The following is a 23898-nucleotide window of genomic DNA, read 5'->3' as shown; positions in this document are numbered from 1 at the left end:
GAGGAATCCCCGACACGTCTCATCTGTTGTGTAGGTGTCAGCACCGATCGGCACAGCAGAAGTTACCAGGGGCTGACAGGTGTGGGGAATGGCAAGGAACCGGGCAACCGGCGCGAGCGAGGGGACCGTGGGCAACGTGGACAAGAACATCGGCATGCGAACCGACGAGGTTGCCGAGGAGCGCGACCTGGTCGGCGTCTACCTGCACGAGATCTCCCGGACGCCACTGCTGGACGCCGCCAAGGAGGTCGATCTCTCCAAGGCGATCGAGGCCGGCCTCTACGCCGAGCACCTGCTCGGTGAGGAAGCCGTTCCCGCCGGTGTCGACCGGGCCGACCTGGAGTGGCTGGTCGTCGAGGGGGAGCGGGCGAAGGACCTCTTCATCCGCGCCAACCTCCGACTGGTCGTGTCGATCGCCCGGCGCTACGTGCGCTCGGGGATGCCCATGCTGGACCTGATCCAGGAGGGCAACACCGGCCTCGTCCGGGCGGTCGAGAAGTTCGACTACGAGCGTGGCTACAAGTTCTCCACCTACGCCACCTGGTGGATTCGGCAGGCGATCAGCCGGGCGATCGCCCAGCAGGAGCGCACCGTCCGTCTACCGGTGCACCTGGTGGAGGACGTCAACCGGATGCGCAACGTGGCCCGGCAGTTGACCCGTGAGCTGGGCAGCGACCCGGAGCCGGAGCAGATCGCCAACGCCCTCGGCGTCACCGTCGAGCGGGTGAACGAGCTGCGCCGCTGGTCACAGGACACCGTTTCGCTGGACACCCCGGTGGGCGACGACGGCGACACGAACCTCGGTGACCTGGTCGCCGACAGTGACGCGCCGTCGCCGGAGGACATCGTCCTCAGCGGCCTGGAGCGGCAGCGCATCGAGGGGCTGCTCAACCACCTCGACGACCGGTCCGCCGGCATCATGCGGGCCCGCTACGGGCTGGAGGACGGCCGGGAGCACTCGCTCACCGAGGTCGCGTCCCGGTTCTCGCTGTCCCGCGAGCGGATCCGGCAGCTGGAGATCCAGGCCCTCGGCCGGCTCCGCGAGCTGGCTCGGGCGGAGGGGCTGCAAGCAGCCTGACCTGGTAGTAATGACGGCGAACGGCCGGCGTCCGATAGGGGGACGCCGGCCGTTCGCCGTTTCCGATCGTGGTTAGCGGACCCGGCCGTAACCCTGGATGGACATCATGTTCATGCCACGCTTGAGTACGTTGCGACCGGCGCTGGGCGCGTCGATCACCTGACCGTCGCCCACGTAGAGGGCGACGTGCCCGAGCCCGCTGTAGAAGACCAGGTCGCCCGGGCGTAGTTCGCCCCGCCCGATGTGGGCGACCGCGCTCCACTGCATCCGGGTGTTGTGCGGAAGGGACTTCCCGGCCGCCCGCCAGGCCGCCGAGGTCAGGCCGGAACAGTCGTAGCCGTTCGGCCCGTCGGCCGCCCAGACGTACGGCTTGCCGATCGCGCCGAAGGCGTAACGCACCGCGGTGCCGGCAGCGCCGGACACGGCGGGCACGTTCTTTGCCTCGGTCGTCGCCGCCTTGGGCTCGGGTCGCTCGGTGGCGGCCCCGTACGCCTGCCGGCGCAGCTCGTACAGCTTTGCCAGGTCCTGCTCGATCTGCTTCTTACCCGTGGCGAGCTGACGCGCCTGTGCGGCCTGCCGGGTCAAGGTCGCGCCCAGGCGGGCCTTCTCGTCGAGCAGCCGCTGCTGGTCGGCAGTGAAACCGGAGATGCGCTCCTGCCGCTGGCGGGTCAACTGCTCGATCGTGCCGAGCCGATCCAGCAGCGCGGCCGAGCCGCCCGGGCGCAGCAGGGCGTCCGCGGTGCGCAGGCCGCCACTCTTGTACGCGGTGGAGGCGAGCTCCGCCACGTCGGCCCGGCTCTGCTCGACCTGCTGTTCGAGCGGGCCGATGCGGGTCTGTAATCGGGCCACGGCGGCCTCGTTTGTCTTGATCTCCTCACGCAGTTTGTTGTACGACTCGACGACCCGCTCCAACTCGGCCGAGGACGTCTCGATCCGGCGGGTCAGGTCGGCGGGGGACGGCTCGGCCTGGGCCACCGCCGTCGGGGCGATCAGCGCGGCCGACATGCCGACCAGCGCCACGGTGCGCAGCAGATTTCTCAGGGATGACAAGAGCGGAAGGCCCCTCTCCCACGGCCGCCGGGGCTGCTGACGCCCTCGACGACACCGGCCGGGGCCATCCGGGCGGACGGCACTGGGCCGGACCGGCTCGCCCAACCTAACCCGGGACGGATGTCGCTCGCAGTTGAAGCAGGGGCGAAAGTTGGCAGAGTTACGGCTCGGGCCCCTGGGCTGGGTGGCGCCATCGTGGCTGATGACACCTGCGAACGAGGGAACATCGCCCTTTTAGCGGCCTACTGACTGATATACGACTTTCGTCGTTCCCGGCGTATGCCGCCGGATTCCTGGCGGCCATAACCGATAAAACCTGAAATGGATGCTGTTTCTCGGCGATGTCACCCGGTCGTGACGAGCTGTCGGGACCCGGTAAATGCCCAGGTCGACTGGCGGTGCCGCAACACAATGAAGTCCGGAGCCGGGAATCCCGTCGACAGGCAGCGATGACTGTCGCCAGCAGGTCCACTCGGCCAACCGTCCCCTTCGGGAGGAACCGTGAATCGTGAAGGCGCAAAGACGCGACCGCCGCGAACGGTGCCGGGCGCCCGGTCGACCCTGCTGTACGCGCGGCCCGGCATCATCGTGACCGTCGACCGGTTCACGGTCGGTCGGAACAGTTACCGGGTCGCCGACCTGACCCATCTGCGTACCACCCGGGGTCCGCACGACCGGATCGCCGTCCGGGCCGTGGTCATCACCGCCAGCATGCTCAGCGGTGTGGGGGTGCTCCTCGGCTTCACCGGCGGTCTGCAACGCCTCACCGCCGAGGCGTACCTGATCCTCGGCGCGGTGTTCCTGCTCCCGGCCGCTCTCGCCCTGGTCGGCGATCGCTGGCGCCCACCGCCGCACGAACTGTGGGGGTGGTACCAAGGCTCGGAGGTGCTGCTCTTCAGCGCCGACGACGAACGGCAGTTCGGCCAGGTCACCCGGTCGCTGCTGCGGGCCCGGGAGGTCAACCGCTACGGCAGTTGGGTCGACCCGCTCGCGGAAGCGGACCCGTGGCGGCCCAACCGTTGACCCGGCGCCGGTGGGCCGGAGCCGCGTCGGCCCACCGGCCGCTCAGCAAGCTCAGCGGGCGACCGGCTCCGGAGCCCGTTCCTGCTGCGGTGCGGCCACCCAGGCGCTGACCCGGCGCTCGGCGTAGAACGAGACGAACGGCACCGTGCCGGCCAGCATCACCAGCAGCATCCGCTTCAGCGGCCAGTCGGCTCGGCGGCTCAGGTCGAACGCGGCCACCAGGTAGATCATGTAGAGGAAGCCGTGCGCCGGCCCGATCGTCTCCACGACGACCGGGTTGTCGAACGCGTACTTCAGTGGCATGCCGATCACGACCAGCAGGATCAGCACCACGCCCACGATCCAGGCGATCACGCGGTACCGGGTAAGGGCAGCGCCCACCTTCGTCCGTCCTTCCGAGCCCGGCTCAGCCGGGATAGTCACCGGGCCGGGCGCCCGGATTGGCGTTCAACCATGACAGGTAGTGGTTGTAGGCGGCCAGGTCGGTGTCCTCGACGGCATCGCCGGTGGCCGGCGTCCGGGACACCCGTACCGGTCGGCGTACCGCCGGTCGGGACCCGGCGGTGACCGCCGGCGCCGGCTCGACGGCCGGATCCGCGGGCGGCGCGTCGGCCTCCGCCGCCTTGCGGCGGGCCAGCTTCACCTCACGCCACCAGACGTAGACCACGAAGCCGGCGAAGATCGGCCACTCGACCGCGTACCCCCAGCTCAGGCTGTTGCCGGCGGTGGCCCGGCTGATCTGCCACCAGCCCAGCCCGAGGAAGCCCACGACCAGCACGACCATGGCCACGTGGCGTGCGATCCACGCCGGGGTCCAGAGCCGCCTCATGACATTGAGGGTACCGGGGGCGCTACCGGTCTCCGACACCGTGTCGTAGTCCCCGCCTCGCCGGCTTGGTTTGGCATCACCACGCCTGGGCAATCGTCTAGACGCCAGCCCAAACGAGATCAAGGGGGGCGATCATGACCGGATCGGTACGTGAGGACGGCTTCGCGTCCAACGGCAGTGCGGATATGAGCCCGGAGCAGCGGGTGCCCGAGTGGGGCGGCGATCAGCTCGCCGACCCGGCCGGTGCTCCCGGCCTCGACGGCGACCTCGGCATCGACCCGACGGAGCTGACCGACGAGGACCTGATCCGCGAGATGCACAGCCTGCACCGGACCCGCCTGGACACCCTGCGGCACGCGGCAGACTCCGCACTCGCGAACCACCTGCGGCGCACCGCGGAGCTGGAGACCGAGTACCTGGCCCGGCACCCGGGTCGCGAGGTCGATCCCAGCCGTCTGCGGGACGCCTGATGCCGGCGCGCGCTGTGCGCGGCATGTCCGCGCCACCCGAGGTGGTCTTCAGCACGGCCACCGACCCCGACCGTGCCTCGGCCTGGCTGCCCGAGCCGCTGCGCGGCGACGGCAGCCCTGCCGCGGAGATCAGCGGCGAGGAGCTGCGCGCCCGCTGGGGCGACGGCGACACCGACGACTGGTCCGCCGAGATCCGGGTGGAGCCGGCCGATTCCGGTGGCGCCCGGATTCAGCTCGACCTGGCCGACGGGTCCGGCGGGCCCGGTCCGGACCAGCTGGCCGACGAAGCGCTCACCAACCTGGTACGCGAGGTCGCCGACAACCTCCAGGCCGGCTGAGCCGGCCGCGCGGGACGCCGTTCCCGCACCACCACGACACGTGAGGAGATCGGGTGAGCGACACTGGCCTGCGACAGAAGGCGGCCCGGCTGCGCCGGGCGTACGCGCCGCACGAGCACCGGCCGCTCGGTGGCTACCTGGTGGCGATGGGTGCCTACGCCGGGGTGACCGGAGCTCTCGCCGGCCTGGTCAAGGCGACCGGCCGACCGGTGCCGGAGCGTCCCGCGCCGTCCGACGTGGTGCTGCTCTCCATCGCCACGCACAAGCTGAGCCGGTTGCTGTCCAAGGACGCGGTGACCAGCCCGTTGCGGGCGCCGTTCACCCGCTACGACCATCCGATCGGCAGCGGCGAGGTGATGGAGCAGGTCCGCGACTCGGGCAGCCCCACCCGGCACGCCATCGGCGAGCTGCTGAGCTGCCCGTTCTGCCTGGCGGTCTGGGTGGCCACCGGGCTGACCGGTGGCCTGGTGCTCGCGCCCCGGCTCACCCGCCTGGTGGCCACCGCGCTGACGGCGGTCGCCGCGTCCGACTTCCTCCAGATGGCGTACGCGACGGCGCAGCAGGCCGCCGAGGGTGGGCACCAGGACGACGACTGACGAGCAGGACGCGAAAAGGGGGGCCGGTAGACACCGGCCCCCCTTTCGCGTACGCCTCAACGTTGCATGCCGGACCAACCGTGCGGCGACTCCGGCTCCCGTTCGTCCTCGTCCGCCCCGGTGATGATGTCCCGGTCCACCGCCGTGCGGTCGTGCTCGTTGGCGAAGTCCGGCTCGGGCGTGGTGTCCCTGCCCTTCGGGGGCTGACCCAGCGCCGGCACCTTCTCGTCGTGGTCCTCGTGGTGCGTCATGTCGGTGTCCCTCCTGCGGTCATTCACGCGATGGTGCCGCCCAGGTCGCTCAGCCGATGGAACCGCCCAGCAGGTCGCTGGCCTCGTCCACCGCGTACTCGCCCTCGGGAAGCGCGTCGATGCGGGCGAGCAGGTCCGGTGGAAGCTCGGCGGCCACCGCCCGGCGATAGATCTCCGCCTGGGTGACCCGCTCCTGCGCCCGGAAGATGTCGTCGAGCAGGTCGTCGAGGGCCTGGGTGTCCGGCTCGTCGGCCACGGATGCGTCGTCGGTCACGTCGATCAGCTACCCGGGGCGGAATCGGTCAAACGTCACCCCGGCGGCCTGCGCTCTCGGTCGGGTCCGTGGGGTTCGCCGAATACAAACAGCGCCGCCCCCGGCCTTGTGGGCCGGGGGCGGCGCTGGTGTCGGTGTGCAGGTCGCCTCTCGGCGAGTGGCACTACGCGGCTCCAGCCGGACGGTATTCCGCGAAGGCTATTTAGGTGAGGCCCGGGGACACTGGACACACCGACACTCCAGTCAACGAGCCGACCCCCGCTCGTGTTCCGCAGGTGGTGGTGTCGGCGGTCACACCGTCGTCGGCAGGGTGGCCCGACGGGCCCGCACGGCCGAGGCGAGGTGGTCGAGCACCTCGGCGGTGTCGTCCCAGCCCAGGCAGGCGTCGGTGACCGACCGGCCGTACTCCAGCTCCCGGGTCGGGTCGAGCTCCTGCCGACCGGGCAGCAGGAACGACTCCAGCATCACGCCGGTGATCCCCCGCTGGCCGGCGGCCAGTTGGGCGGCCACGTCCGCGGCGACCAGCGGCTGGTTGCGGTGGTCCTTGCCGCTGTTGGCGTGACTGGCGTCGATCACCAGCCGCTCCGGCAGGTCGGCGGCACGGAGCAGGTCGAGTGCCCCGGCGACCGACTCGGCGTCGTAGTTCGGTCGGCCGCCCCCACCGCGCAACACCAGGTGCCCGTCGGTGTTGCCCCGGGTGTGCATGATCGCCGGAGTGCCGGAGAAGTCGATGCCGGGGAAGACGTGCGGCACACCGGCGGCGCGGATCGCGTCCACGGCCGTGCCGATGCTGCCGTCCGGGCGGTTCTTCATGCCGATCGGCATGGACAGGCCGGAGGCGAGCTGGCGGTGCACCTGGCTCTCCACGGTGCGGGCACCGATCGCGCCCCAGGCCACCGTGTCCGCGATGTACTGCGGGGTGATCGGGTCGAGGAACTCGCAACCCACCGGCAGACCGAGGCGGAGCACGTCGAGCAGCAGCGCCCGGGCCAGCCGCAGACCGGTGTTGACGTCCCCGCTGCCGTCCAGGCCGGGGTCGTTGATCAGGCCCTTCCAACCGACGGTGGAGCGCGGCTTCTCGAAGTAGACCCGCATGACGATCAGCAGGTCGTCGGCGAGCCGGTCGGCTGCCGTCCGAAGACGCTGCGCGTAGTCCAGGGCGGCGGCCGGGTCATGCACCGAGCAGGGGCCGACCACCACCAGCAGGCGGTCGTCCTCGCGGTCCAGCACGCGACCGACCGCGCGGCGGCCGGTCAACACGGCCGACGCGAGCGGAGCGTCCAGGGGTAACTCGTGGTGCAGCAGGGCGGGCGTGGTCAGCGGCACGACACGGTCGATCCGCTGATCGCTGACCCGATCGGTCTCCGGGGTCGTCACGGTGGGCATCCTTCCGCCGACCGTGCCCGGGGCCGGTGCCCGGGACGAGCCGGCTGCTCGTACGCAAAAGGGCAGGAACGACAGCTCCTGCCCAGCCGGCTCGGTCCGTGGTGACGTCAGTTCATGGTGAAGTCACCGGCGTGCGAGCCGGCTGCCTAAACCATCGATAGGAACGCGTCACCGGGCCAGCGTACCCGACCGGACGCGGTCACCCGTCCTGTCGTCCCAAGATGCGGAGCGGGAGATCGCGTGCCGGGGGCGCGGTCGGGGTAACAGGGGTGCCATGACACACGAGCAGAGCGATCAGGAGCGGGTGGAGTCCCGCGCGCACCACCTCCTGCCCGAGGAGGAGGCGGTGGGCAGCGACGACCCGGAGGCGCAGGCGGAGGCCATCCTCGCCGATTCGGACATCCGCGAAGCGGACCAGAACGCCGCACCGGACACGGTGCTGGAGCGTCGTACCTCGGATCAGACCGTGGTGGCGGTCGAACCTCCGGACTGAGCGGTCGCCCCGCGGGCCCGGCGCGACCCCCGGTAGGTCTGGTCCCGCAGCCAGGCCAGCGGACCTGCCACCCGCAGTTCGGGTGGCAGGTTGCGCACCGGGTCGAACGCGAGCGCCGCGTCCTCCGCGGCGCTGAGCTGGGTGCCGAGGCTGACCTGCCCGACCAGCCGCCACGGCCCCACCGCCGACGCGACCGCGAGCACCAGGCGCGGGGTGTCCGTCCGGGTCGCGGCGGCCGCCGTGGCCAGGCTGCGACCGAGGTCGGCCGAGTCGGGGTCGGCCAGGGCGGCCAGCCAGAGGCGGCGCCGACCCGCGCGGTAGTACGTGATCGTGCTGTACGTGCCGGTGAAGCGACGTCGGGGCAGCGGCAGGTTCCGCAGCACCGGGGCCGCGCCACTGGAGCTGACCAGCAGGTCGAACGGCCGGCCGCCGTCGCGGTGCAGGCGCAGCGCGAGACCCAGGACATCGGGCCAACTGCCGGGCGTGGGCGTCCCCTTGGAGAGCCGGATGGTGGTCCGGTACCGGCCGGGGTGGTCCAGCAGAGCGACCCCGGTGGGCGGTCCGGGCGTACCCCAGATCACCGTCTCGCCGACGAACGAGCGACCGGCCGGATGCAGCAACCGGCCGCGGCGCAGCCGGCCGAGTGCGGTGCTGGCGCGTACGACGGCGGTGGCGGCCCGGCCGGCGGACCGGGACGGAGGCGGGGTGACGGTCATTGCTTTCCGGTACCCCACGCGGCGGCTCCGATGCCGCCCGGGTCGGCTCGCCGACCGACAGCACGTCACCTTTCCGCCTCCGAGATCGGATAGCGTCGGGGGCATGCCCGACAGCGGTTACCCCTGGCCCATTCAGACGTCCCGACTGGACAACGGCCTGCGCGTGGTGGTGAGTGAGGATCGCACCGCGCCCGCCGTGGCCGTCAACCTCTGGTACGACGTCGGCTCCCGGCACGAGCCGGCCGGGCAGACCGGTTTCGCCCACCTCTTCGAGCACCTGATGTTCGAGGGCTCGGTGAACGTGGCGAAGACCGAGCACATGAAGCTGATCCAGGGCTCCGGCGGCTCGCTCAACGCCACCACCAACCCGGACCGGACCAACTACTTCGAGACGGTCCCGGCCGAGCACCTGGAGCTGGCGCTCTGGTTGGAGGCCGACCGGATGGGCGGCCTGGTCCCCGCCCTCACCCAGGAGACGCTGGACAACCAGCGGGACGTGGTGAAGAACGAGCGCCGGCAGCGCTACGAGAACGTGCCGTACGGCGACGCCTGGCTGCGGTTGCTGCCGCTGCTCTACCCGCCGGGGCACCCCTACCACCACGCGACGATCGGCTCGATGGCCGACCTGAACGCCGCCGACCTGGCCACCTTCCAGGCGTTCCACCAGACCTACTACGCGCCGAACAACGCGGTGCTCACCGTGGTCGGCGACGCCACCGCCTCCGACGTGTTCGCGCTCGCCGACAAGTACTTCGGCGCGCTGCCCGCCCGCGACGACATCCCGCCGGCACCGGACGGCCGCAGCGTCCCCGCCACCGGGCAGACGGCCGTCGAGTCGGTGAGCGCCGACGTGCCCGCGCCACGGGTCTACATCGCCCACCGCAGCTACCCGTTCGGCAGCCCGGGATACAACGTGATCACCGTGCTCGCCACCATCCTGGGCAGCGGCCGGGGCAGCCGGCTCTACCAGCGCCTCGCCGACGGCGAGCGGATCGCGCAACCGGACCTGGTCGGGGCGTACGGGGTGGACCTCGCCCATGCCCCGGCACCGCTGATCGCCACCGCCACCGCCCGCCCCGGGGTGAGCGCCGAGCGGCTGGCCGAGGGGCTGGCCGAGGTCGTCGACGAGCTGGCCACCGTGCCGGTCACCGCCGCCGAGCTGGATCGGGCCAAGGCGTTGCTCAGCACCGGGTGGTGGCGTCAGCTGTCCACCGTCGACGGCCGCGCGGACCTGCTCGGCCGGTACGCCACGCAGTTCGGTGACCCGGCCCGCATCGCCGAGCAGTTGCCGGCCCTGCTCGCGGTCACCGCCGAGCAGATCGCCGAGGCAGCCGCCGACGTGCTCGCCACCGACCGGGTGACCCTGACCTACCTGCCCGAGGAGACCTCATGACGCTGATCGCCGACCGTCCCGGCCCGGGTGCCGCCCGCCCGTACCGGTTCCCGCCGGTGGTCCGCCGCGCCGCGGCCGGTGGTCAGGTCGTCGCCGCGCACCTGCCGGGGCAGAACCTCGCCGTGGCCCTGCTGCTGCTCGACGTGGGCGCGGGCCAGGAGCCGGTCGGCAAGGAGGGTCTGTCCGGCGTGCTGGCCAAGGCGTTGGAGGAGGGGACCGCGCAGCGGGACGCCGCCGCGTACGCGCTCGCCGTCGAAGGGCTCGGCACCGCTTTGTCGACCGGTCTGGACTGGGACTCGTTCCAGGCCAGCGTGGTGATCCCGGTGGACCGGCTGAGCGCGGCCGTGGAACTGCTCGCCGAGGCGGTCCGGACGCCCCGGCTCGACCCCGCCGACGTACGCCGGGTCCGCGACGACGAGGCGACCGCGCTCCGGATGGACTGGGCCAACCCCGGCCCGCGGGCCGACGCCGCGTTGCGCGCCGACCTGTTCGGCGCGCAGAACCGCTGGGGACGGCCGATGCACGGCGACCCGGAGTCGGTCGCCGGGTTGGACGTGGAGGACGTGACGGTCTTCCACTCGGAGTGGTTCCTGCGCCCCGGCACCCTGATCGTCGCCGGTGACCTGGACCGGATCGACCTGGACGCGCTGGCCGCCGCGGCGTTCGCCGGCACCGGTGGTGGCCCCGCCGAGCGGGGTGGCCCCATCGAGGTGCCGCTGCACAGCGGTCGCCGGATCATCCTGGTGGACCGGCCCGGCTCGGTGCAGTCCACGCTGCGGCTGGGCCACCCGTCGCCACACCGGGCGCACCCCGATTACGTGCCGATGACGCTCGCCGGCACGGTGCTCGGCGGGGCGTTCACCTCCCGACTCAACCACCTGCTGCGGGAGGTGCACGGCTACACCTACGGCATCCGGGGCGATTTCGCCGCGTCGCGGCGGTTCGGTCGGTTCGCTGTCAGCTCCGGCGTGCAGACGGCGGTCACCGCGCCGGCCCTGGTCGAGGCGGTGGGCGAGATCACCCGTACCCAGGCCACCGGGGTGACCGAGGAGGAGCTTGAGGTGGCCCGCTCCTGGCGGGCCGGGCAGCTCTCGGTCGAGTTGCAGAGCCCTCGGGCGATCGCCTCCGCGCTGACCACCCTGGTGGTGCACGACCTGCCGGACGACTACCACGCGCGGTTGCGCGAGTCGCTGCTCTCCGCCGACGTGGACCAGGTCTCCGCGGCGGCAGCCACCCACCTGCACCCGGAAGCCCTGACCCTGGTCATCGAGGGCGACGCCGCAGTGATCCGCGACGACCTGGAGGCCACCGCCCTGGGAGATCTCCTCCCCTGACCCTCCCCCCGACAAACGCCGTTGATCAAGAGGTTTGCGTCATCCGGAGCACGGTTTCTGACGCAGATCTCTTGATCGACAGCTGTAGGGCGGGGTGTGAGGTGGGACCCGGGGGGTGGGAAAGGGGTCCCGGTTTCGGGGGTGGGGTCGGTAGCCTCGCGGGCATGAGGATCGGCATTGTGGGGGCCACCGGCCAGGTCGGTGGCGTGATGCGGCAGGTGCTGGCGGAGCGGGAGTTCCCAGCGGAGCAGGTGCGGTTGTTCGCCTCGGCGCGGTCCGCCGGGCGTACGCTGCCGTGGCGCGACGGTGAGGTGACAGTCGAGGACGCCGCGACCGCGGACTACTCCGAGCTGGACATCGTGCTCTTCTCGGCCGGTAAGGGCACGGCCCGGGAGTTGGCGCCACGGGTCGCCGAGGCCGGCGCCGTGGTGATCGACAACTCGTCGGCGTTCCGGATGGACCCGCAGGTGCCGCTGGTGGTCGCCGAGGTCAACCCGCACGCCGCCCTGGACCGGCCCAAGGGCATCATCGCCAACCCCAACTGCACCACGATGGCCGCGATGCCGGTGCTGCGTCCGCTGCACGCCGAAGCTGGCCTGGTCGGCTTGGTCGTCTCCACCTACCAGGCGGTCTCCGGCGCCGGGCTGGCCGGCGTCGCCGAGCTGGACGAGCAGGTCCGCAAGGTGGCCGAGCACGCCGCCGGGCTTGCTTTCGACGGGTCGGCCGTGGAGTTCCCCGCGCCCCGCTCGTTCACTCAGCCGATCGCCTTCAACGTCCTCCCGCTGGCCGGTTCGATCGTCGACGACGGCTCGTTCGAGACCGACGAGGAGCAGAAGCTCCGCAACGAGAGCCGCAAGATCCTGGAGATCCCCGACCTGAAGGTGTCCGGCACCTGTGTCCGGGTGCCGGTCTTCACCGGCCACTCGCTCCAGATCAACGCCCGGTTCGCCCGGCCGCTCACCCCGCAGCGCGCCCACGAACTGCTGGCCGACGCGCCCGGGGTGGCACTGACCGACGTCCCGACGCCGTTGCAGGCCGCCGGCCAGGACCCGACCTACGTGGGCCGGATCCGCGCCGACGAGACCGTCGAGTACGGGCTGGCGCTGTTCTGCTCCAACGACAACCTGCGCAAGGGCGCCGCGCTGAACGCGGTGCAACTCGCCGAGCTGGTCGCCGCCGAGCGCCGCTGACCGGCACTCGAATTCTCACCGAGCCCTCGCCGTCCGTCGGCGAGGGCTCGGTGCCGTTCCGGGTGGTCGCCCGCCGTTCCGGGTGGTCGCCCGCGGCGGCCGGCAGGTCGTGCTTGGATGGGTCGGAGACGATCGTCCAACCTGGAGGACACCATGCCGGATGACCGCACCCAGCAGGCGTTGACCGATCTGGTGGCCGGCCGCTCGATGGGCGTGCTCGCCACCATCAAGCGGGACGGGCGTCCGCAGCTGTCCACGGTGCTCTACTCCTTCGACCGGGACGCGGGCCTGATCCGGGTCTCGGTCACCGACGGCCGGGCCAAGACCGCCAACCTGCGCCGCGACCCGCGTGCCAGCTTCCACGTCAGCAGCGAGGACGGCTGGGCGTACGCGGTGGTCGAGGGTCGCGCCGAACTGACCCCGCCGGCCACCCAACTCGGCGACGAGACTGTCGAGGAGTTGGTGGCGCTCTACCGGGGGCTGAGCGGCGAACACCCCGACTGGGACGAGTACCGCCAGGCCATGGTCGACGAGGGGCGGATCGTGCTACGCCTGCACGTCGAGCGGCTCTACGGGATGCCGCCCCGAGGCTGACCCGCCCACAGCCGATCAGCCCGGCTCGATCACTGTCACGCCGGGCCAACGCTGCGCCGGCCGGTGCCGTGCCAACCGCTGCCGCGACCGGGCCACGTCCACCCGGGCCGGGTTGTGTCGCCACACCCCGGCCAGCAGGTCCGTCAGGCCGTACGGGGCGCAGACCTTGAGCCGGCCGGTCGGGTCCAGGCGGACGGCCACCGCTGTCGCGTACTCCGGCCAGGTGGCGACCGCCTCGGCCACGCTTCGGTACGGCTCGATCGGGTCACCGCCGAACTTCGCCGCGTACCAGGTGTGCACCGCCGCCTGGTTGCGCGCCTGCCACGGCGGCTGCGGCCACATCCCCGCCAGCCGGGCGGTGGCCCGGTCGTCGTCGGCGCGGGTCAGCCTCGCCGGGTCGAAGAAGACCACGTCCACGTCGCGGACCCGCGCCGGGTCGAACCCGTCGCCGTACCGCTCGCCCCACACCAGGTCGCGCAGGGCGCCCGCGCCGATCCAGGCGTCCGGCAGCCCGGAATCACGCACCACTGTCAGCGCCCGGGTCAGCCAATCGCTGCCGGAAACCAGTTCCCGCAGCTCCTCCTCGCCCGTCATCATCCGCCCACGGTAGGCAGCGGAGCCGGTGCGCGCCGCCGGTAGGTGGGTGTGCCGCCCGTCGCCGGGTATACCGCCCTGCTTTGCCGTTGCGGGACGTCGGGGAGGGGGTGGGCGATGGGCGCCGGCACGAGCAGCGACGAGACCGGCCCCGCGGGCCCGACCCTGCGGCGGGAAACCTCCCGGCTGCTGTCGTTCAGCGACGGGGTCTTCGCCATCATCATCACGCTGCTGGTGCTCGACCTCCAGCCGCCTCGGGTCGGCCGCGGTCAGCTACTGCACGCGCTGGTCGAGCAGTGGCCGGCGTACCTCGCCTATGTCACGTCGTACGTGTACGTGGCGGTGGGCTGGCTGAACCACCGAGCCGCCTTCAACCGGGTGGAGAACAGCGGAAAGGCCCTCCAGTGGTACAACCTCGCAGTGCTGTTCAGCACCGCGCTGCTGCCGTTCGCCACCTCGGTCGTCTCGCAGGCCATGCGGGACGGCGACCAGGCGGACCAGCGGACCGGCGTCGTCGTCTACGGTCTGGTCGGCGTCCTGGTCTCGGTGAGCTGGCTGGGGCTGTACCACTACCTCGCCCGGCACCACGATCTGCTGGACCAGACGGTGCCGCTTCGGTTCTTCCCGGCCGAACGGGCCCGGGCCGCGATCGGCCTCCTGGGCTACGCGCTGGCGATCCTCGTCGGATTCTTCACCGGCCCGCTGTTCGCGCTGGTGATCTTCCTGCTGCTGCCGGCGTTCTACAGCCTGACCAGCAGCGGCCTCTACGAACTGCGGCGCCTGCGGCACCCGCGCCGATAGGCCGGGGCCGTATGCGTTACCCCCTCCCCGGCGGCGGGTAGACGGGCCGTGCCGACACCGAGAGGGGAGCACCATGACAACGGTCGGAGAGTTCATGACGACCCGGTTGGTGACGATGGACGGCAACGACACGCTCATCGCCGCCGCGCAGGAGATGCGTGACAGTGCGATCGGCGATGTGGTGGTGACCGACGGCGACAGTGTGGTCGGCATCGTCACGGACCGGGACATCACGGTCCGAGGTGTCGCGGAGAACATGGACCCGGGCTCGACCCGGTTGAGCCAGATCACCACTCGCGACGTGATCACGGTGAGTCAGTACGACGATGCCGTGGCCGCCGCGGACCTGATGCGGACGTACGCCGTACGCCGACTTCCGGTGATCGACGACGGGCGCCTGATCGGCCTGGTGTCGATGGGTGACCTCGCGGTCGAGCGCGAACCGCAGTCGGTCCTGGCCGACATCAGCGCCGACGACCCGAACAACTGACCCGTCCGCCGCGGCACGCGCCGGCTCTCCCATCCGGGAGGGCCGGCGCTGTGGCGTCTCCACCCCTTCGGTGATCAAGAGCTTCGCGTCACGACACGCCGGAAGCGATGACGCAAAGCTCTTGATCACCGGCGCAGGGCGGGGCGGGGGTGGGACAGGGCGGGTCACCCGAATTGGGCGAGGTTGACCGGGGGAGCGGCGGGGACCCGTGCGGGGACGTGCAACGCCGGCCGTCCGTGCGACGCGAGCGCGGTGGGTGGGATCCCCGGCCCGGCAACTGGGAGGAGTGGACCCGATGGTGGACGCGACCACGAGGTTCTTCGAGGACCTGGACCGGCGGGGGTACGAACCCCTGCTGGCCAAGACCTCCGGGACGCTGCGGATCGACCTGCACGAGGGGGCGCAGACCCGGCACTGGCTGCTGAGGATCGACCACGGCCGGCTGAATGTGAGTCAGGAGGACCAGGAGGCCGACACGGTGATCGGCGCCAGCCCGGTCCTCTTCGACGACATCGCCTCGGGGCGCGAGCACGGCCTGGCCGCGCTGTTGCGGGGGGACATGACGGTGTCGGGCGACGCGCGTCTCGTCGTACAGGTGGAACGGGTCTTCCCGGGTTCCCCGGACGCCCGTGGGCCGCGTCGGCGATTCGCCGGGGAGGTGCACTGATGGGGCAGAGCAACACGATCCGGATCCTGGACGGCAACACGTTCGTCGTCTGCGAGGACACCGGTGACATCGAGGCGACGCCGAGCGAGCCCACCGGGCTCTTCTCCATCGACACCCGGTTCCTGTCGACCTGGGTGCTGACCGTCAACGGCGAGCGACTCAACTCGCTCTCCTACGACGACCTGCAGTACTTCGAGTCGCGATTCTTCCTGGTCCCGGGGATGGCCACGCACTACGTGGACGCGAAGCTGTCGATCATTCGGGAGCGCACGGTGGGCGGCAGCTTCTGTGAGCAGCTGACCATCCTCAACCACGACGAGAAGCCGGTCGACCTGGAAGTACGGATGGACGCGGCGTCCGACTTCGCCGACCTGTTCCAGGTCAAGGACGAGATCCTGAACAAGAAGGGCGAGATCTACACCGAGGTGGAGTCGGACCGGCTGCGGCTGGGGTACCGGCGGGGGAACTTCCGTCGGGAGACGATCATCTCGTCGTCGATGTCGGCCCGCTACGACAGCAGAGGCTTCGCGTACACAGTGCACCTGGAGCCCAACGAGCAGTGGGATGCCTCGATCGACGTCCAGACCCACGCGGTCGGGCCCGGCGGCCGGGACCTGCGGTTCGGGCTGCGCCAGCACGGCACCGAGCGGCTCGCTCTCCAACACGACCTGGAGAAGTGGATCGCCGACGCACCCAAGGTCAACAGTGAGCACGGCCGGGTGGCCAGCACGTACCGGCGCAGTCTGATCGACCTGGCGGCGCTGCGCTTCTCGCCGCTGTCGCTGGGCGGCGCCACCCTGCCCGCCGCCGGTCTGCCCTGGTTCATGACCATGTTCGGCCGGGACAGCATCCTCACCTGCCTGCAGACACTGCCGTTCACCCCGCAGCTGTCGAAGACGACGCTGCGCATCCTGGCGTCCCTGCAGGGCAGCCGCTTCGACGACTTCCGGGACGAGGACCCGGGCCGCATCCTGCACGAGATGCGCTACGGCGAGACCGCGGCCTTCGAGGAGCAGCCACACTCGCCGTACTACGGCTCGGTCGACGCGACGCCGCTGTTCATCGTGCTGCTCGACGAGTACGAGCGGTGGAGCGGTGACGTCGCGCTGGTCAAGGAGTTGGAGCAGGAGTCCCGGGCCGCGCTGAGGTGGATCGACAACTACGCCGACCTCGTCGGCACCGGCTACATCTGGTACGAGCGACGCAACACCGACACCGGCCTGGAGAACCAGTGCTGGAAGGACTCCTGGGACTCGATCTCCTACTCCGACGGCACGCTGCCACCGTTCCCACGGGCCACCTGCGAGGTGCAGGGGTACGCGTACGACGCGAAGGTCCGCGCGGCCCGGTTGGCGCGGGAGTTCTGGGGTGACCCGGAGTTCGCCGACCAGTTGGAGCGGGAGGCGGCAGAGCTGAAGGAGCGGTTCAACCGGGACTGGTGGGTGGACGACGGCGAGTACTTCGCCCTGGCCCTGGACCCGGACGGCCGGCAGTGCGACATCCTCAGCTCCAACATCGGCCACCTGCTGTGGAGCGGGATCGTCGAACCCGAGCGGGCGGAGAAGCTCGCCGCGCACCTGGTCGGGCCGCGGCTCTTCTCCGGCTGGGGGGTGCGCACCCTCGCCGAGGGGGAGGCCCGCTACAACCCCATCGGCTACCACAACGGCACGATCTGGCCGTTCGACAACTCGTTCATCGCCTGGGGCCTGCGCCGTTACGGCTTCGCCGAGGAGGCCGCGACCATCGCCAACGGCATCCTGGACGCGGCCACGTACTTCGACGGCCGGTTGCCGGAGGCGTTCGGCGGCTATCCGCGGGAGCTGACCAAGTTCCCGGTGGAGTACCCGACGGCGTGCAGTCCGCAGGCCTGGTCGACCGGTACGCCGCTGTTGCTGCTGCGCACCATGCTCGGCCTGGAGCCGCACGAGGGTCACCTGGCGGTCGAGCCACGGCTGCCGGTGGGGATGGGTCGCATCGAGGTGCTGGACATCCCCGGTCGGTGGGGTCGGGTGGACGCGTTCGCCCGGGGCCGACTGGACCTGAACAAGCTCGCCGACTGACACGCTCGACCGCCGAACCGGCGGTGGCGCGCCACCCGCGTCGCCGCCGGTTCTCCACCCAGCCGATCCCCAGCCGGTCAGGGTAGATTCTGCGAATGCCGGAGCTCGTGTACCCGCCCGTTATCGCCGCCGCCAAGACGCTGTTCCGGGTCCTCGACCTGAAGATCACCATCGAGGGCGCCCACCACGTACCCCGCACGGGCGGGGCGGTGCTGGCCAGTAACCACGTCAGCTACCTCGACTTCATCTTCGCCGGTCTGGGCGCGAACGCGTCGGGCCGGCTGGTCCGCTTCATGGCAAAGGATTCGGTCTTCACGCACAAGATCTCCGGCCCGCTGATGCGCGGGATGCGGCACATTCCGGTGGACCGGCAGGCCGGCGCGGCCTCGTTCCGCGCCGCCGTGGGCGCTCTCAAGCAGGGCGAGGTCGTCGGCGTCTTCCCCGAGGCGACGATCAGCCGGTCGTTCACAGTGAAGGAGCTCAAGAGCGGCACGGTCCGGATGGCCCGCTCGGCGAAGGTGCCGGTGCTGCCGGTCGCGTTGTGGGGCACCCAGCGCCTATGGACCAAGGGCCGCCCGCGCACTCTGACCCGTCGGCACACGCCGATCACCATCCTGATCGGCGAGCCGATCGACCCGGCGGACTTCCCGGACCCGAACGTGCTGGCCGCTGAGCTGACCACCCGCCTCAGCGCCCTCGTCGACCGGGCGCAGCGGGATTATCCGGACACTCCCGCCGGCCCGGACGACACCTGGTGGCAGCCCGCGCACCTGGGCGGCAGCGCGCCCACACCGGAGGAGGCCGCCGCTCTGGACGCCGCCGCCGAGCACCGCGCCCCCAGCGCCTGACGCCAGTTGGCCGGATCGTTCCGCACCCGGACAGAATGGTGTCTGCCGGCGCGAACGCCGTCCGACCAGGATCGACGTCATGAGCAGAGCAGCACTCGTCGTGATCGACGTGCAAGAGTCCTTCCGTCAGCGCCCGATCTGGGCGTACGGCTCCAACCCCGACATGATCCGCCAGGTCGACCGGCTGGTGGCTGCCGCCCGGCAGCGCGGCGACCTGGTGGTCTGGGTCCTGCACTCGGAGCCCGGCACGGGCGGGTTGTTCGACCCCGCCCGCGGGTACGTCCGGCTGATCGACGGGTTGGTCCCCGCCGAGGGTGAGCCGACGCTGGTCAAGACCGCGCACAACGCGTTCACCACCACGAACCTCCAGCAACTGCTCACCCAGGCGGGCATCACCGACATCACCGTCTGCGGCATCCGCACCGAGCAGTGCGTGGAGACCACCACCCGGGTCGGCGCGGACCTCGGCTACCGGATGACCTTCGTCACCGACGCCACGCTGACCTTCCCCATCCCGCACCGGGACCTGCCGGAGACCGCCACGGTCGCGGAGATCCTCGCTGACCCGCGCACCCTGACGAACGAGGAGATCGTGACCCGCACCGAGTACGCGCTGGCCGGCCGCTTCGCGACCATCCGCACCGTGGACGAGGTCACCGGCGCGACATTCGCCGGCAGCCGGGGCTGACGTCGTGACCCGGGTCGTCTTCCTGCTGGTCCCGCAGCTGCACCTGCTGGACCTCGCCGGGCCGGCTCAGGTCTTCTCCAGCGCCGCCGACCTCGGGTACGACTATCAACTGCACTACGTCGCGGAGCGCGAGCAGGTGCCCACAGTGCAGGGCGTACCACTGGTCGCCGACACCCGGTGGCCCCAGCTGGCCCCGGACGACCTGGTGATCGTGCCCGGTTGGCGGCCGGCGGCGCACGGGCCGCAGGGGCCGGTGTCGCCCGGCGATCTGCGGCGGCTCGCCGAACACCACGCGGCCGGTGGCACGGTGGCCAGTGTCTGCGCCGGGGCGTACGCGCTCGGGCGGGCCGGGCTGCTCGACGGCCGACGCTGCACCACCCACCACGAGGTGCAGGACGACCTGGCCCGCCGGCACCCGGCGGCCCAGGTCGTCCGCGACGTGCTGTACGTGGTGGACGACCGGGTGGTCACCTCGGCGGGCATCGCCAGTGGCATTGACGTGGCGCTGCACCTGGTGGCGACCCGGCACGGTCCGGCGACCGCCGCGAAGATCGCCCGCACGCTGGTCGTCTACGCCCGCCGCAACGGGCACGAGCCGCAGGCCAGCGCGTTGATGCGGCACCGCTCACACCTGTCTGATTCGGTGCACCGGGTGCAGGATCTGATCGACAGCCGGTACGCCGAGCCCCTGCCGCTGGCCGAGCTGGCCGCCGCCGGCGGTGTGGCCGAACGAACCCTGACCCGGCTCTTCCGGGCGAGCACCGGCCTCACTCCGCTCGGCTACCAGCAGCTGCTCCGGGTGGAACGGGCCGAGCACCTGATCGGGCACGGCACAACAGTGGAAGCCGCCGCGCGGGCTGTCGGCTTCACCGATGCCCGGATGCTGCGCCGCCTGCGAGCCCGCCCCACGAGGTCGGATCCGGTCGCGAACGGTAGTAGTCGTCCCGGGAGTGGAACTCCACCGGCAACGAGCCGGGCAGCGTGACCCGGGTGTCGCCGGCGAGCAGACCGGGGCCGGCCCGCAGCAGCAGCACGTCGCGCTCCTGGGCCGAAAGGTCGACCAGTTGCGGACGGTTGAGCCGGAACATGGCCACCGCCCGGCGAACCTGCCGGGCCAGCGCCACGACCTCGGCGGTCGTTCCGCTGAGGGCCAACGCCGGCTGCTGAATGGTGCGCAGCGCGTCGCAGACGATAAGCAACTGCGCCGGGGCGTCCGGGGCGCTCGTCGGCAGCTCCAACCGGGACGGCCACTGCCAGCGGATCTGACCGCTCATCAGGCCGTTCAGTCGAGCCGGCGGTCGGGCCCGGTGCGTGCCGTCGGCGACCAGCGACAGCTGCGAGCCACTGCCCACCCAACAGATCCGCTGGTCGGTGACGGTCACCGCGACCGGCTCGGGCAACTGCCAACGGCGTCGCACCTCGCTCGGCCCGAGCAGGTAGCCAGCGACCAGCAGCCGGTGTCGCCCGAGCAACCGTTCGCCGGGCATCGGTCGCAGGTTGTAGCGGCGGTCCAGGGTCGGGCCCACGTCGTCGTCGGGGGCGTCGAACCGGTGGGGACCGATGAAGAAGGGGGACGCGTCGGCGTGCATCGTCACGACCTTCCGGTCAGCTGGCTGTGTACTGAAGCCTTCCGGACCGGAGTGCCCCTGTCATGACGCCTGTTAGGGGGTCGGCCGGTCGTGTGTCGCCTGTGACCGGTAGATGCCGATCTCCTCCGGGCGGACGAGACCGTCCTCGATCGCACGGGCGAGCAGTGCCGCCTTTGTGGCGGCTGGTCGCCCCGCCCGGGTGTACTTGATCCGTGCCCGGTCGACGTACTGCTTCACCGTGTGCTCGCTGATCTGCATCCGCCGAGCCACCGACGCCTTGGACATCGACTGGAACCAGAGCAGCAGCGCCTCACGCTCCTTGTCGGACAACATCGGCCGGTCCGGCCGCGGGTCGCCGACCATCGCACCGGCCAGCGCCGGCGGCACGTACGGGCGGTCGCTCGCGGCGGCCAGCACCGTTTCCACGCAGTGTTCCCGGCCCTCGTGCTTGGCCAGGAACGCCACCGCCCCGGCGTCCAGCGCGGCGAGCATCGTCTGCGGGTCGGTGTGCTCCGAATAGACCACCACCCGCCGCCCGGCGGCGCTCAGCTCGGCCAACTTGTCCAACGCCATCCGCCCGTGCAGCCGCAGGTCGAGCAGGATCACATCGGCGTGCGGCGCCGCCCGCAACACCGCGTCCGGGTCGTCGCCGGTGGCGAGCACCGTCAGACGAGGCTCGGTGGCGAGCCAGGCGCGGACCCCCTCGACCACCACCGGATGGTCATCGACGATCGCCACCCCGACCGGCCGATCGCCGGTCACCGCCGCCACCGGGTCTGCGCCCATCTGATGTTCCCGTCCCGTTCGTAGAGGTACTGCACCGGCCCGTCGTCGTGCTCCCCGGGGGGCGGGCCGGTCGACTCCGGTCCCTCCCGGTCCGGGGTGACGAGGCTGACCACCACCTCGTCCGGGCCGGAGACCACTGTCAGTCGCGCCCATCCCCGGGCGTCGGCGAGGGTGCCGGTGAGCGGGTCGGCCAGCCGGCGGCGGACCTCCACCGGCAGCGGCGGCGGGGTGCCGATGGTGACCAGGTCGATCGGTAGGCCGTTGCGTTCCGCCAGGTCGGCGGCGGCTCGCAACTCGTGCAACAGCGGGTCGGGCACATCGTCGGACTCGGCGATCAGCCGGCGCAGCCGGGCGGCGGCCAGCATGCACCGGCGCTGCACCTCCGGGTCGTCCGGGTCGGCCTGGCCGCCGGCCAGGTCCCCGAGGACCCGCCCGGCCGCCGAGCTGACCAGGGCGAGCCGGTCCCGGCGTTCGCGAAGGCCCCGCTCGGCGGCATCCCGCTCCGCGGCCATCGCGTGACCGGCGGCCGAGACGGCGGCCCGTTCCCGAGCCAGGCCGACGATGACCGTGCTGCCCACGAAGACCGCCACCGGCAGGGAGAACGTGCCGTAGACGTACATCACGTAGCGGGCCACGTCGGCCGGATCGGGGCCGTGCACGAGCACGGCGACCAGGGCGATCAACGCGTGCGTGCTGAGGAGCGCGATCAGGCCCACGACGCGCCGACCCCACACCGCCAGCACGAAGAACCACCCGAGCGTGCCCCACACCCAGTTGGCGGCGGTGAACAACTGCCGCTCACCGGCCGCGGCGAAGACGGCCGCGTCGACGACCAGCAGCAGCCCGGCCAGCGGCCACGGCGGCAGTGGCGAGCCTTGCAGCAGCCGTACCCCGGCCACCGCGCCGGTCACGGCGACCAGGATCCAGGCGCCGAGCACCACCGCTGGCGCGGCGAACTCCGCGCGGGCGGACAGCACCGCCGGCAGCGCGATCGCGACGTGCCAGGCCAACGCGATGGCGACGGCGGCGATCCGGGCACCCCGGTCGGACGCGTGCGCCACGGCGGCCGGCGCGGCGAGCGCTGCGGGGGAGTCCGGCTCCCTGGGCGTCGGGACGCTGGCGCGGTTCGGTGCCTCCGGCGCGTCGGTGGGGTGCGCCGGGGCGTTCAGGTCAGCCGACACCGGGCCACTCCAGTCGAATCCGGGTGCCCGTGCCGACGGCAGAGTGCACGACGGCCCGCCCACCGACCGTCGCCATCCGGCCCCGGATCGACTCGCGCAAGCCGTACCGGTGCGGTGGGACGGTGGCCAGGTCGAAGCCGGGGCCGTCGTCGGCGACCTCGACCACGACGCCGATCGCGTCGCGGCTCAACCGCAGCGTGGCCCCGGCGCCCGGCGCGTGGCGGACCACGTTGGACAGTGCCGCGTAAGCGCTCTCGCTGATCGCGTCGGCCACCCCGACCGGGACGGCGCAGGACGCCAGGTCGAGCCGTACCGCAAGCTCGGGCAGCCGGCCGACCACCAACCGCAACCGCCCGTCGAGCGGCACCGGGCCGTCGCCGGCCACCGGGCCGGCGTCGGTGAGCGAGACGAGGGTACGCAGGTCCGCCGCGCACCGGTCCCGGAAGGCGACCGAGGGCCCCGCCACCGCGCCCAGCCCCACCATGGTCAGCGTCCCGAGCACGGTGTCGTGCAGGTCGCGGTTCTGCTGGCGTTCGGCCTCGCGGGCGGCGCGCGCGACCAACGCCTCCCGGGTCATCCGCTGGTGTTCGACGAAGGCGCGGTCCGCCCGGCCGATGCGTCGGCGCATGACCGCCGCCATCATCGCCGTGCAGGCGGTCTGCGCCAGTAGCGTGGCCGCGTGCGCCCGAGCTTCGGTGGGGTTGCCGGCGGCCTGCGCCCCGGTCACGTAGGTGGCTATCACGAGTAGCCCGGCCGGGATCGACCAGCGCGCGGAGGTCGTGGCCTGTGTGTTGATCACCGTGGTGCTGGCCAGCACGGCGATCCAACTGCCCTCGCCGGGCAGCACCTCGGGCGCCACCAACACCGGGATGAGCAGGCAGGTCAGCGCGGTGACCGCCACGTCACCGGCGACGAGGCCGGGGCCGATGCCGTGGCGCAACGCGCGGTGCGCGTACCAGAGGGACCAGCCGGTCAGCACTGCCACAGCGGGCAGCAACACCGCCTGCTCCACCGGTGGGGTCTGCACCGACACGGCCACCGCCGCGCCGAACAGCCCGCAGCTCAGCCGCAGCAGCGCTGGCAGGGTGGTGAAGATGAGGCCCAGGGCCCCGCCGGCCGGGTTGTCCAGCGTGGGCGGCGGCACGGTTGGGGTGGCAACGGCCGGCATCGGGAAGTGTC

29 protein-coding genes are annotated in these 23898 nt (G+C 71.8%); 17 read left to right on the top strand and 12 right to left on the bottom strand.

The features are described 5' to 3' along the window. Positions 1-88: 88 nt before the first annotated feature. On the top strand, positions 89-1078 hold the full coding sequence (locus tag MED15_RS29590; protein ID WP_091405669.1) for a sigma-70 family RNA polymerase sigma factor: 990 nt from the start codon (positions 89-91) through the stop codon (positions 1076-1078). Positions 1079-1150: 72 nt separating this feature from the next. Here the strand turns inward: MED15_RS29590 and MED15_RS29585 are convergent, their stop codons facing one another. After that, positions 1151-2128 carry a C40 family peptidase gene (locus tag MED15_RS29585; RefSeq protein ID WP_112584085.1) on the bottom strand — a complete coding sequence of 326 codons (978 nt, stop codon included), beginning with the start codon at positions 2126-2128 and terminating at the stop codon, positions 1151-1153. Positions 2129-2629: 501 nt separating this feature from the next. On the opposite strand from MED15_RS29585, the gene MED15_RS29580 reads away from it, so the two are divergent. Beyond that, positions 2630-3151 carry a DUF6232 family protein gene (locus tag MED15_RS29580; protein WP_112584086.1) on the top strand — a complete coding sequence of 174 codons (522 nt, stop codon included), beginning with the start codon at positions 2630-2632 and terminating at the stop codon, positions 3149-3151. 51 nt (positions 3152-3202) lie between these two features. On the opposite strand, the gene MED15_RS29575 is transcribed toward MED15_RS29580, so the two are convergent. Beyond that, on the bottom strand, positions 3203-3532 hold the full coding sequence (locus tag MED15_RS29575; RefSeq protein ID WP_091405661.1) for a DUF3817 domain-containing protein: 330 nt from the start codon (positions 3530-3532) through the stop codon (positions 3203-3205). A gap of 25 nt (positions 3533-3557) precedes the next feature. After that, entirely contained in the window at positions 3558-3980 is a 423-nt protein-coding gene (locus MED15_RS29570) for a hypothetical protein (protein WP_181518418.1), read from the bottom strand. Positions 3981-4111: 131 nt separating this feature from the next. Here MED15_RS29570 and MED15_RS29565 point away from each other — a divergent pair, with 131 nt between their 5' ends. From MED15_RS29565 to MED15_RS29555, 3 genes are read left to right on the top strand one after another with little or no spacing between them, the layout of a single operon-like run. Next, positions 4112-4450 carry a DUF6158 family protein gene (locus MED15_RS29565; protein ID WP_373861061.1) on the top strand — a complete coding sequence of 113 codons (339 nt, stop codon included), beginning with the start codon at positions 4112-4114 and terminating at the stop codon, positions 4448-4450. Beyond that, on the top strand, positions 4450-4788 hold the full coding sequence (locus tag MED15_RS29560) for an SRPBCC family protein (RefSeq protein WP_112584088.1): 339 nt from the start codon (positions 4450-4452) through the stop codon (positions 4786-4788). Before MED15_RS29565 ends, MED15_RS29560 begins: the two co-directional genes overlap by 1 nt. Before the next feature lie 53 nt (positions 4789-4841). Then, on the top strand, positions 4842-5384 hold the full coding sequence (locus MED15_RS29555; protein ID WP_112584089.1) for a DUF1360 domain-containing protein: 543 nt from the start codon (positions 4842-4844) through the stop codon (positions 5382-5384). A 56-nt stretch (positions 5385-5440) separates the two neighbouring features. On the opposite strand, the gene MED15_RS29550 is transcribed toward MED15_RS29555, so the two are convergent. The 3 genes from MED15_RS29550 to MED15_RS29540 form a co-directional block, all read right to left on the bottom strand. Then, positions 5441-5635 carry a hypothetical protein gene (locus MED15_RS29550; protein ID WP_091405645.1) on the bottom strand — a complete coding sequence of 65 codons (195 nt, stop codon included), beginning with the start codon at positions 5633-5635 and terminating at the stop codon, positions 5441-5443. 49 nt (positions 5636-5684) lie between these two features. Then, complete coding sequence (locus MED15_RS29545; protein ID WP_238410902.1) at positions 5685-5918, bottom strand: hypothetical protein; 234 nt, start codon at positions 5916-5918, stop codon at positions 5685-5687. A 282-nt stretch (positions 5919-6200) separates the two neighbouring features. Continuing rightward, entirely contained in the window at positions 6201-7295 is a 1095-nt protein-coding gene (locus MED15_RS29540) for a 3-deoxy-7-phosphoheptulonate synthase (protein ID WP_091405633.1), read from the bottom strand. 274 nt (positions 7296-7569) lie between these two features. On the opposite strand from MED15_RS29540, the gene MED15_RS29535 reads away from it, so the two are divergent. Next, a complete protein-coding gene (locus tag MED15_RS29535) occupies positions 7570-7788 on the top strand; it encodes a hypothetical protein (protein ID WP_091405628.1) in 219 nt (72 codons plus the stop codon). Here the strand turns inward: MED15_RS29535 and MED15_RS29530 are convergent. Then, entirely contained in the window at positions 7755-8504 is a 750-nt protein-coding gene (locus MED15_RS29530; protein WP_112584092.1) for a phosphodiesterase, read from the bottom strand. The two genes, MED15_RS29535 and MED15_RS29530, sit on opposite strands and share 34 nt — an antisense overlap. A gap of 103 nt (positions 8505-8607) precedes the next feature. On the opposite strand from MED15_RS29530, the gene MED15_RS29525 reads away from it, so the two are divergent. The 4 genes from MED15_RS29525 (at position 8608) to MED15_RS29510 (ending at position 13015) form a co-directional block, all read left to right on the top strand. Continuing rightward, positions 8608-9897 carry a M16 family metallopeptidase gene (locus MED15_RS29525; RefSeq protein ID WP_112584093.1) on the top strand — a complete coding sequence of 430 codons (1290 nt, stop codon included), beginning with the start codon at positions 8608-8610 and terminating at the stop codon, positions 9895-9897. Continuing rightward, positions 9894-11231: a M16 family metallopeptidase gene (locus MED15_RS29520; protein WP_112584094.1), complete on the top strand. Its 1338-nt coding sequence runs from the start codon at positions 9894-9896 to the stop codon at positions 11229-11231. The genes MED15_RS29525 and MED15_RS29520 overlap by 4 nt, the downstream gene beginning before the upstream one ends. A gap of 164 nt (positions 11232-11395) precedes the next feature. Further along, positions 11396-12421, top strand: coding sequence for an aspartate-semialdehyde dehydrogenase (locus MED15_RS29515; protein WP_112726432.1), 1026 nt, complete (start codon positions 11396-11398; stop codon positions 12419-12421). 153 nt (positions 12422-12574) lie between these two features. Next, entirely contained in the window at positions 12575-13015 is a 441-nt protein-coding gene (locus MED15_RS29510; protein ID WP_030488140.1) for a PPOX class F420-dependent oxidoreductase, read from the top strand. Positions 13016-13030: 15 nt separating this feature from the next. Here the strand turns inward: MED15_RS29510 and MED15_RS29505 are convergent, their stop codons facing one another. Then, positions 13031-13612 carry a nucleotidyltransferase family protein gene (locus MED15_RS29505; RefSeq protein WP_112697970.1) on the bottom strand — a complete coding sequence of 194 codons (582 nt, stop codon included), beginning with the start codon at positions 13610-13612 and terminating at the stop codon, positions 13031-13033. A 114-nt stretch (positions 13613-13726) separates the two neighbouring features. Here MED15_RS29505 and MED15_RS29500 point away from each other — a divergent pair, with 114 nt between their 5' ends. From MED15_RS29500 to MED15_RS29470, 7 genes are all read left to right on the top strand, one after another. After that, entirely contained in the window at positions 13727-14410 is a 684-nt protein-coding gene (locus MED15_RS29500) for a TMEM175 family protein (RefSeq protein ID WP_112584098.1), read from the top strand. A 73-nt stretch (positions 14411-14483) separates the two neighbouring features. Further along, the gene (locus MED15_RS29495) at positions 14484-14900 is read left to right on the top strand and encodes a CBS domain-containing protein (protein WP_091405600.1); all 417 of its coding nucleotides are present in this window, start codon (positions 14484-14486) and stop codon (positions 14898-14900) included. Between the two features lie 295 nt (positions 14901-15195). Then, a complete protein-coding gene (locus tag MED15_RS29490; RefSeq protein WP_112698026.1) occupies positions 15196-15567 on the top strand; it encodes an SCP2 sterol-binding domain-containing protein in 372 nt (123 codons plus the stop codon). After that, positions 15567-17627, top strand: a complete 2061-nt coding sequence (locus tag MED15_RS29485; protein ID WP_112726434.1) for an amylo-alpha-1,6-glucosidase — start codon at positions 15567-15569, stop codon at positions 17625-17627. Before MED15_RS29490 ends, MED15_RS29485 begins: the two co-directional genes overlap by 1 nt. Before the next feature lie 95 nt (positions 17628-17722). After that, complete coding sequence (locus MED15_RS29480; protein WP_112584101.1) at positions 17723-18475, top strand: lysophospholipid acyltransferase family protein; 753 nt, start codon at positions 17723-17725, stop codon at positions 18473-18475. Positions 18476-18554: 79 nt separating this feature from the next. After that, positions 18555-19163 (top strand): isochorismatase family protein, encoded by a 609-nt coding sequence (locus MED15_RS29475; RefSeq protein ID WP_208646748.1) that lies wholly within the window; start codon positions 18555-18557, stop codon positions 19161-19163. Positions 19164-19167: 4 nt separating this feature from the next. After that, the gene (locus MED15_RS29470; protein ID WP_112584103.1) at positions 19168-20148 is read left to right on the top strand and encodes a GlxA family transcriptional regulator; all 981 of its coding nucleotides are present in this window, start codon (positions 19168-19170) and stop codon (positions 20146-20148) included. Here the strand turns inward: MED15_RS29470 and MED15_RS29465 are convergent. The 4 genes from MED15_RS29465 to MED15_RS29450 form a co-directional block, all read right to left on the bottom strand. Further along, positions 20030-20752: a hypothetical protein gene (locus MED15_RS29465; protein ID WP_145789558.1), complete on the bottom strand. Its 723-nt coding sequence runs from the start codon at positions 20750-20752 to the stop codon at positions 20030-20032. The two genes, MED15_RS29470 and MED15_RS29465, sit on opposite strands and share 119 nt — an antisense overlap. 72 nt (positions 20753-20824) lie before the next feature. Beyond that, positions 20825-21538: a response regulator gene (locus tag MED15_RS29460; RefSeq protein WP_091405585.1), complete on the bottom strand. Its 714-nt coding sequence runs from the start codon at positions 21536-21538 to the stop codon at positions 20825-20827. Next, positions 21511-22719, bottom strand: a complete 1209-nt coding sequence (locus MED15_RS29455; RefSeq protein ID WP_181549281.1) for a hypothetical protein — start codon at positions 22717-22719, stop codon at positions 21511-21513. Before MED15_RS29455 ends, MED15_RS29460 begins: the two co-directional genes overlap by 28 nt. After that, positions 22709-23887 (bottom strand): sensor histidine kinase, encoded by a 1179-nt coding sequence (locus tag MED15_RS29450; RefSeq protein WP_112584169.1) that lies wholly within the window; start codon positions 23885-23887, stop codon positions 22709-22711. Before MED15_RS29450 ends, MED15_RS29455 begins: the two co-directional genes overlap by 11 nt. Between the last annotated feature and the right edge of the window lie 11 nt (positions 23888-23898).

The sequence above is a fragment of the Micromonospora noduli genome (assembly GCF_003264475.1).
Taxonomy (GTDB): Bacteria; Actinomycetota; Actinomycetes; order Mycobacteriales; family Micromonosporaceae; genus Micromonospora; species Micromonospora noduli.
The sequence above is the reverse complement of the archived record's forward strand: the minus strand, read 5'-3'. Positions and strand labels throughout refer to the sequence as shown.

Bases quoted from the DNA above. Each gene is read 5' to 3' on its own strand.
- MED15_RS29590 (WP_091405669.1), top strand. From the start codon at position 89: ATGGCAAGGAACCGGGCAACCGGCGCGAGCGAGGGGACCGTGGGCAAC.
- MED15_RS29570 (WP_181518418.1), bottom strand. From the start codon at position 3,980: ATGAGGCGGCTCTGGACCCCGGCGTGGATCGCACGCCACGTGGCCATG.
- MED15_RS29560 (WP_112584088.1), top strand. From the start codon at position 4,450: ATGCCGGCGCGCGCTGTGCGCGGCATGTCCGCGCCACCCGAGGTGGTC.
- MED15_RS29550 (WP_091405645.1), bottom strand. From the start codon at position 5,635: ATGACGCACCACGAGGACCACGACGAGAAGGTGCCGGCGCTGGGTCAG.
- MED15_RS29540 (WP_091405633.1), bottom strand. From the start codon at position 7,295: ATGCCCACCGTGACGACCCCGGAGACCGATCGGGTCAGCGATCAGCGG.
- MED15_RS29535 (WP_091405628.1), top strand. From the start codon at position 7,570: ATGACACACGAGCAGAGCGATCAGGAGCGGGTGGAGTCCCGCGCGCAC.
- MED15_RS29530 (WP_112584092.1), bottom strand. From the start codon at position 8,504: ATGACCGTCACCCCGCCTCCGTCCCGGTCCGCCGGCCGGGCCGCCACC.
- MED15_RS29525 (WP_112584093.1), top strand. From the start codon at position 8,608: ATGCCCGACAGCGGTTACCCCTGGCCCATTCAGACGTCCCGACTGGAC.
- MED15_RS29520 (WP_112584094.1), top strand. From the start codon at position 9,894: ATGACGCTGATCGCCGACCGTCCCGGCCCGGGTGCCGCCCGCCCGTAC.
- MED15_RS29515 (WP_112726432.1), top strand. From the start codon at position 11,396: ATGAGGATCGGCATTGTGGGGGCCACCGGCCAGGTCGGTGGCGTGATG.
- MED15_RS29510 (WP_030488140.1), top strand. From the start codon at position 12,575: ATGCCGGATGACCGCACCCAGCAGGCGTTGACCGATCTGGTGGCCGGC.
- MED15_RS29505 (WP_112697970.1), bottom strand. From the start codon at position 13,612: ATGATGACGGGCGAGGAGGAGCTGCGGGAACTGGTTTCCGGCAGCGAT.
- MED15_RS29500 (WP_112584098.1), top strand. From the start codon at position 13,727: ATGGGCGCCGGCACGAGCAGCGACGAGACCGGCCCCGCGGGCCCGACC.
- MED15_RS29495 (WP_091405600.1), top strand. From the start codon at position 14,484: ATGACAACGGTCGGAGAGTTCATGACGACCCGGTTGGTGACGATGGAC.
- MED15_RS29490 (WP_112698026.1), top strand. From the start codon at position 15,196: ATGGTGGACGCGACCACGAGGTTCTTCGAGGACCTGGACCGGCGGGGG.
- MED15_RS29485 (WP_112726434.1), top strand. From the start codon at position 15,567: ATGGGGCAGAGCAACACGATCCGGATCCTGGACGGCAACACGTTCGTC.
- MED15_RS29480 (WP_112584101.1), top strand. From the start codon at position 17,723: ATGCCGGAGCTCGTGTACCCGCCCGTTATCGCCGCCGCCAAGACGCTG.
- MED15_RS29475 (WP_208646748.1), top strand. From the start codon at position 18,555: ATGAGCAGAGCAGCACTCGTCGTGATCGACGTGCAAGAGTCCTTCCGT.
- MED15_RS29465 (WP_145789558.1), bottom strand. From the start codon at position 20,752: ATGCACGCCGACGCGTCCCCCTTCTTCATCGGTCCCCACCGGTTCGAC.
- MED15_RS29460 (WP_091405585.1), bottom strand. From the start codon at position 21,538: ATGGGCGCAGACCCGGTGGCGGCGGTGACCGGCGATCGGCCGGTCGGG.
- MED15_RS29450 (WP_112584169.1), bottom strand. From the start codon at position 23,887: ATGCCGGCCGTTGCCACCCCAACCGTGCCGCCGCCCACGCTGGACAAC.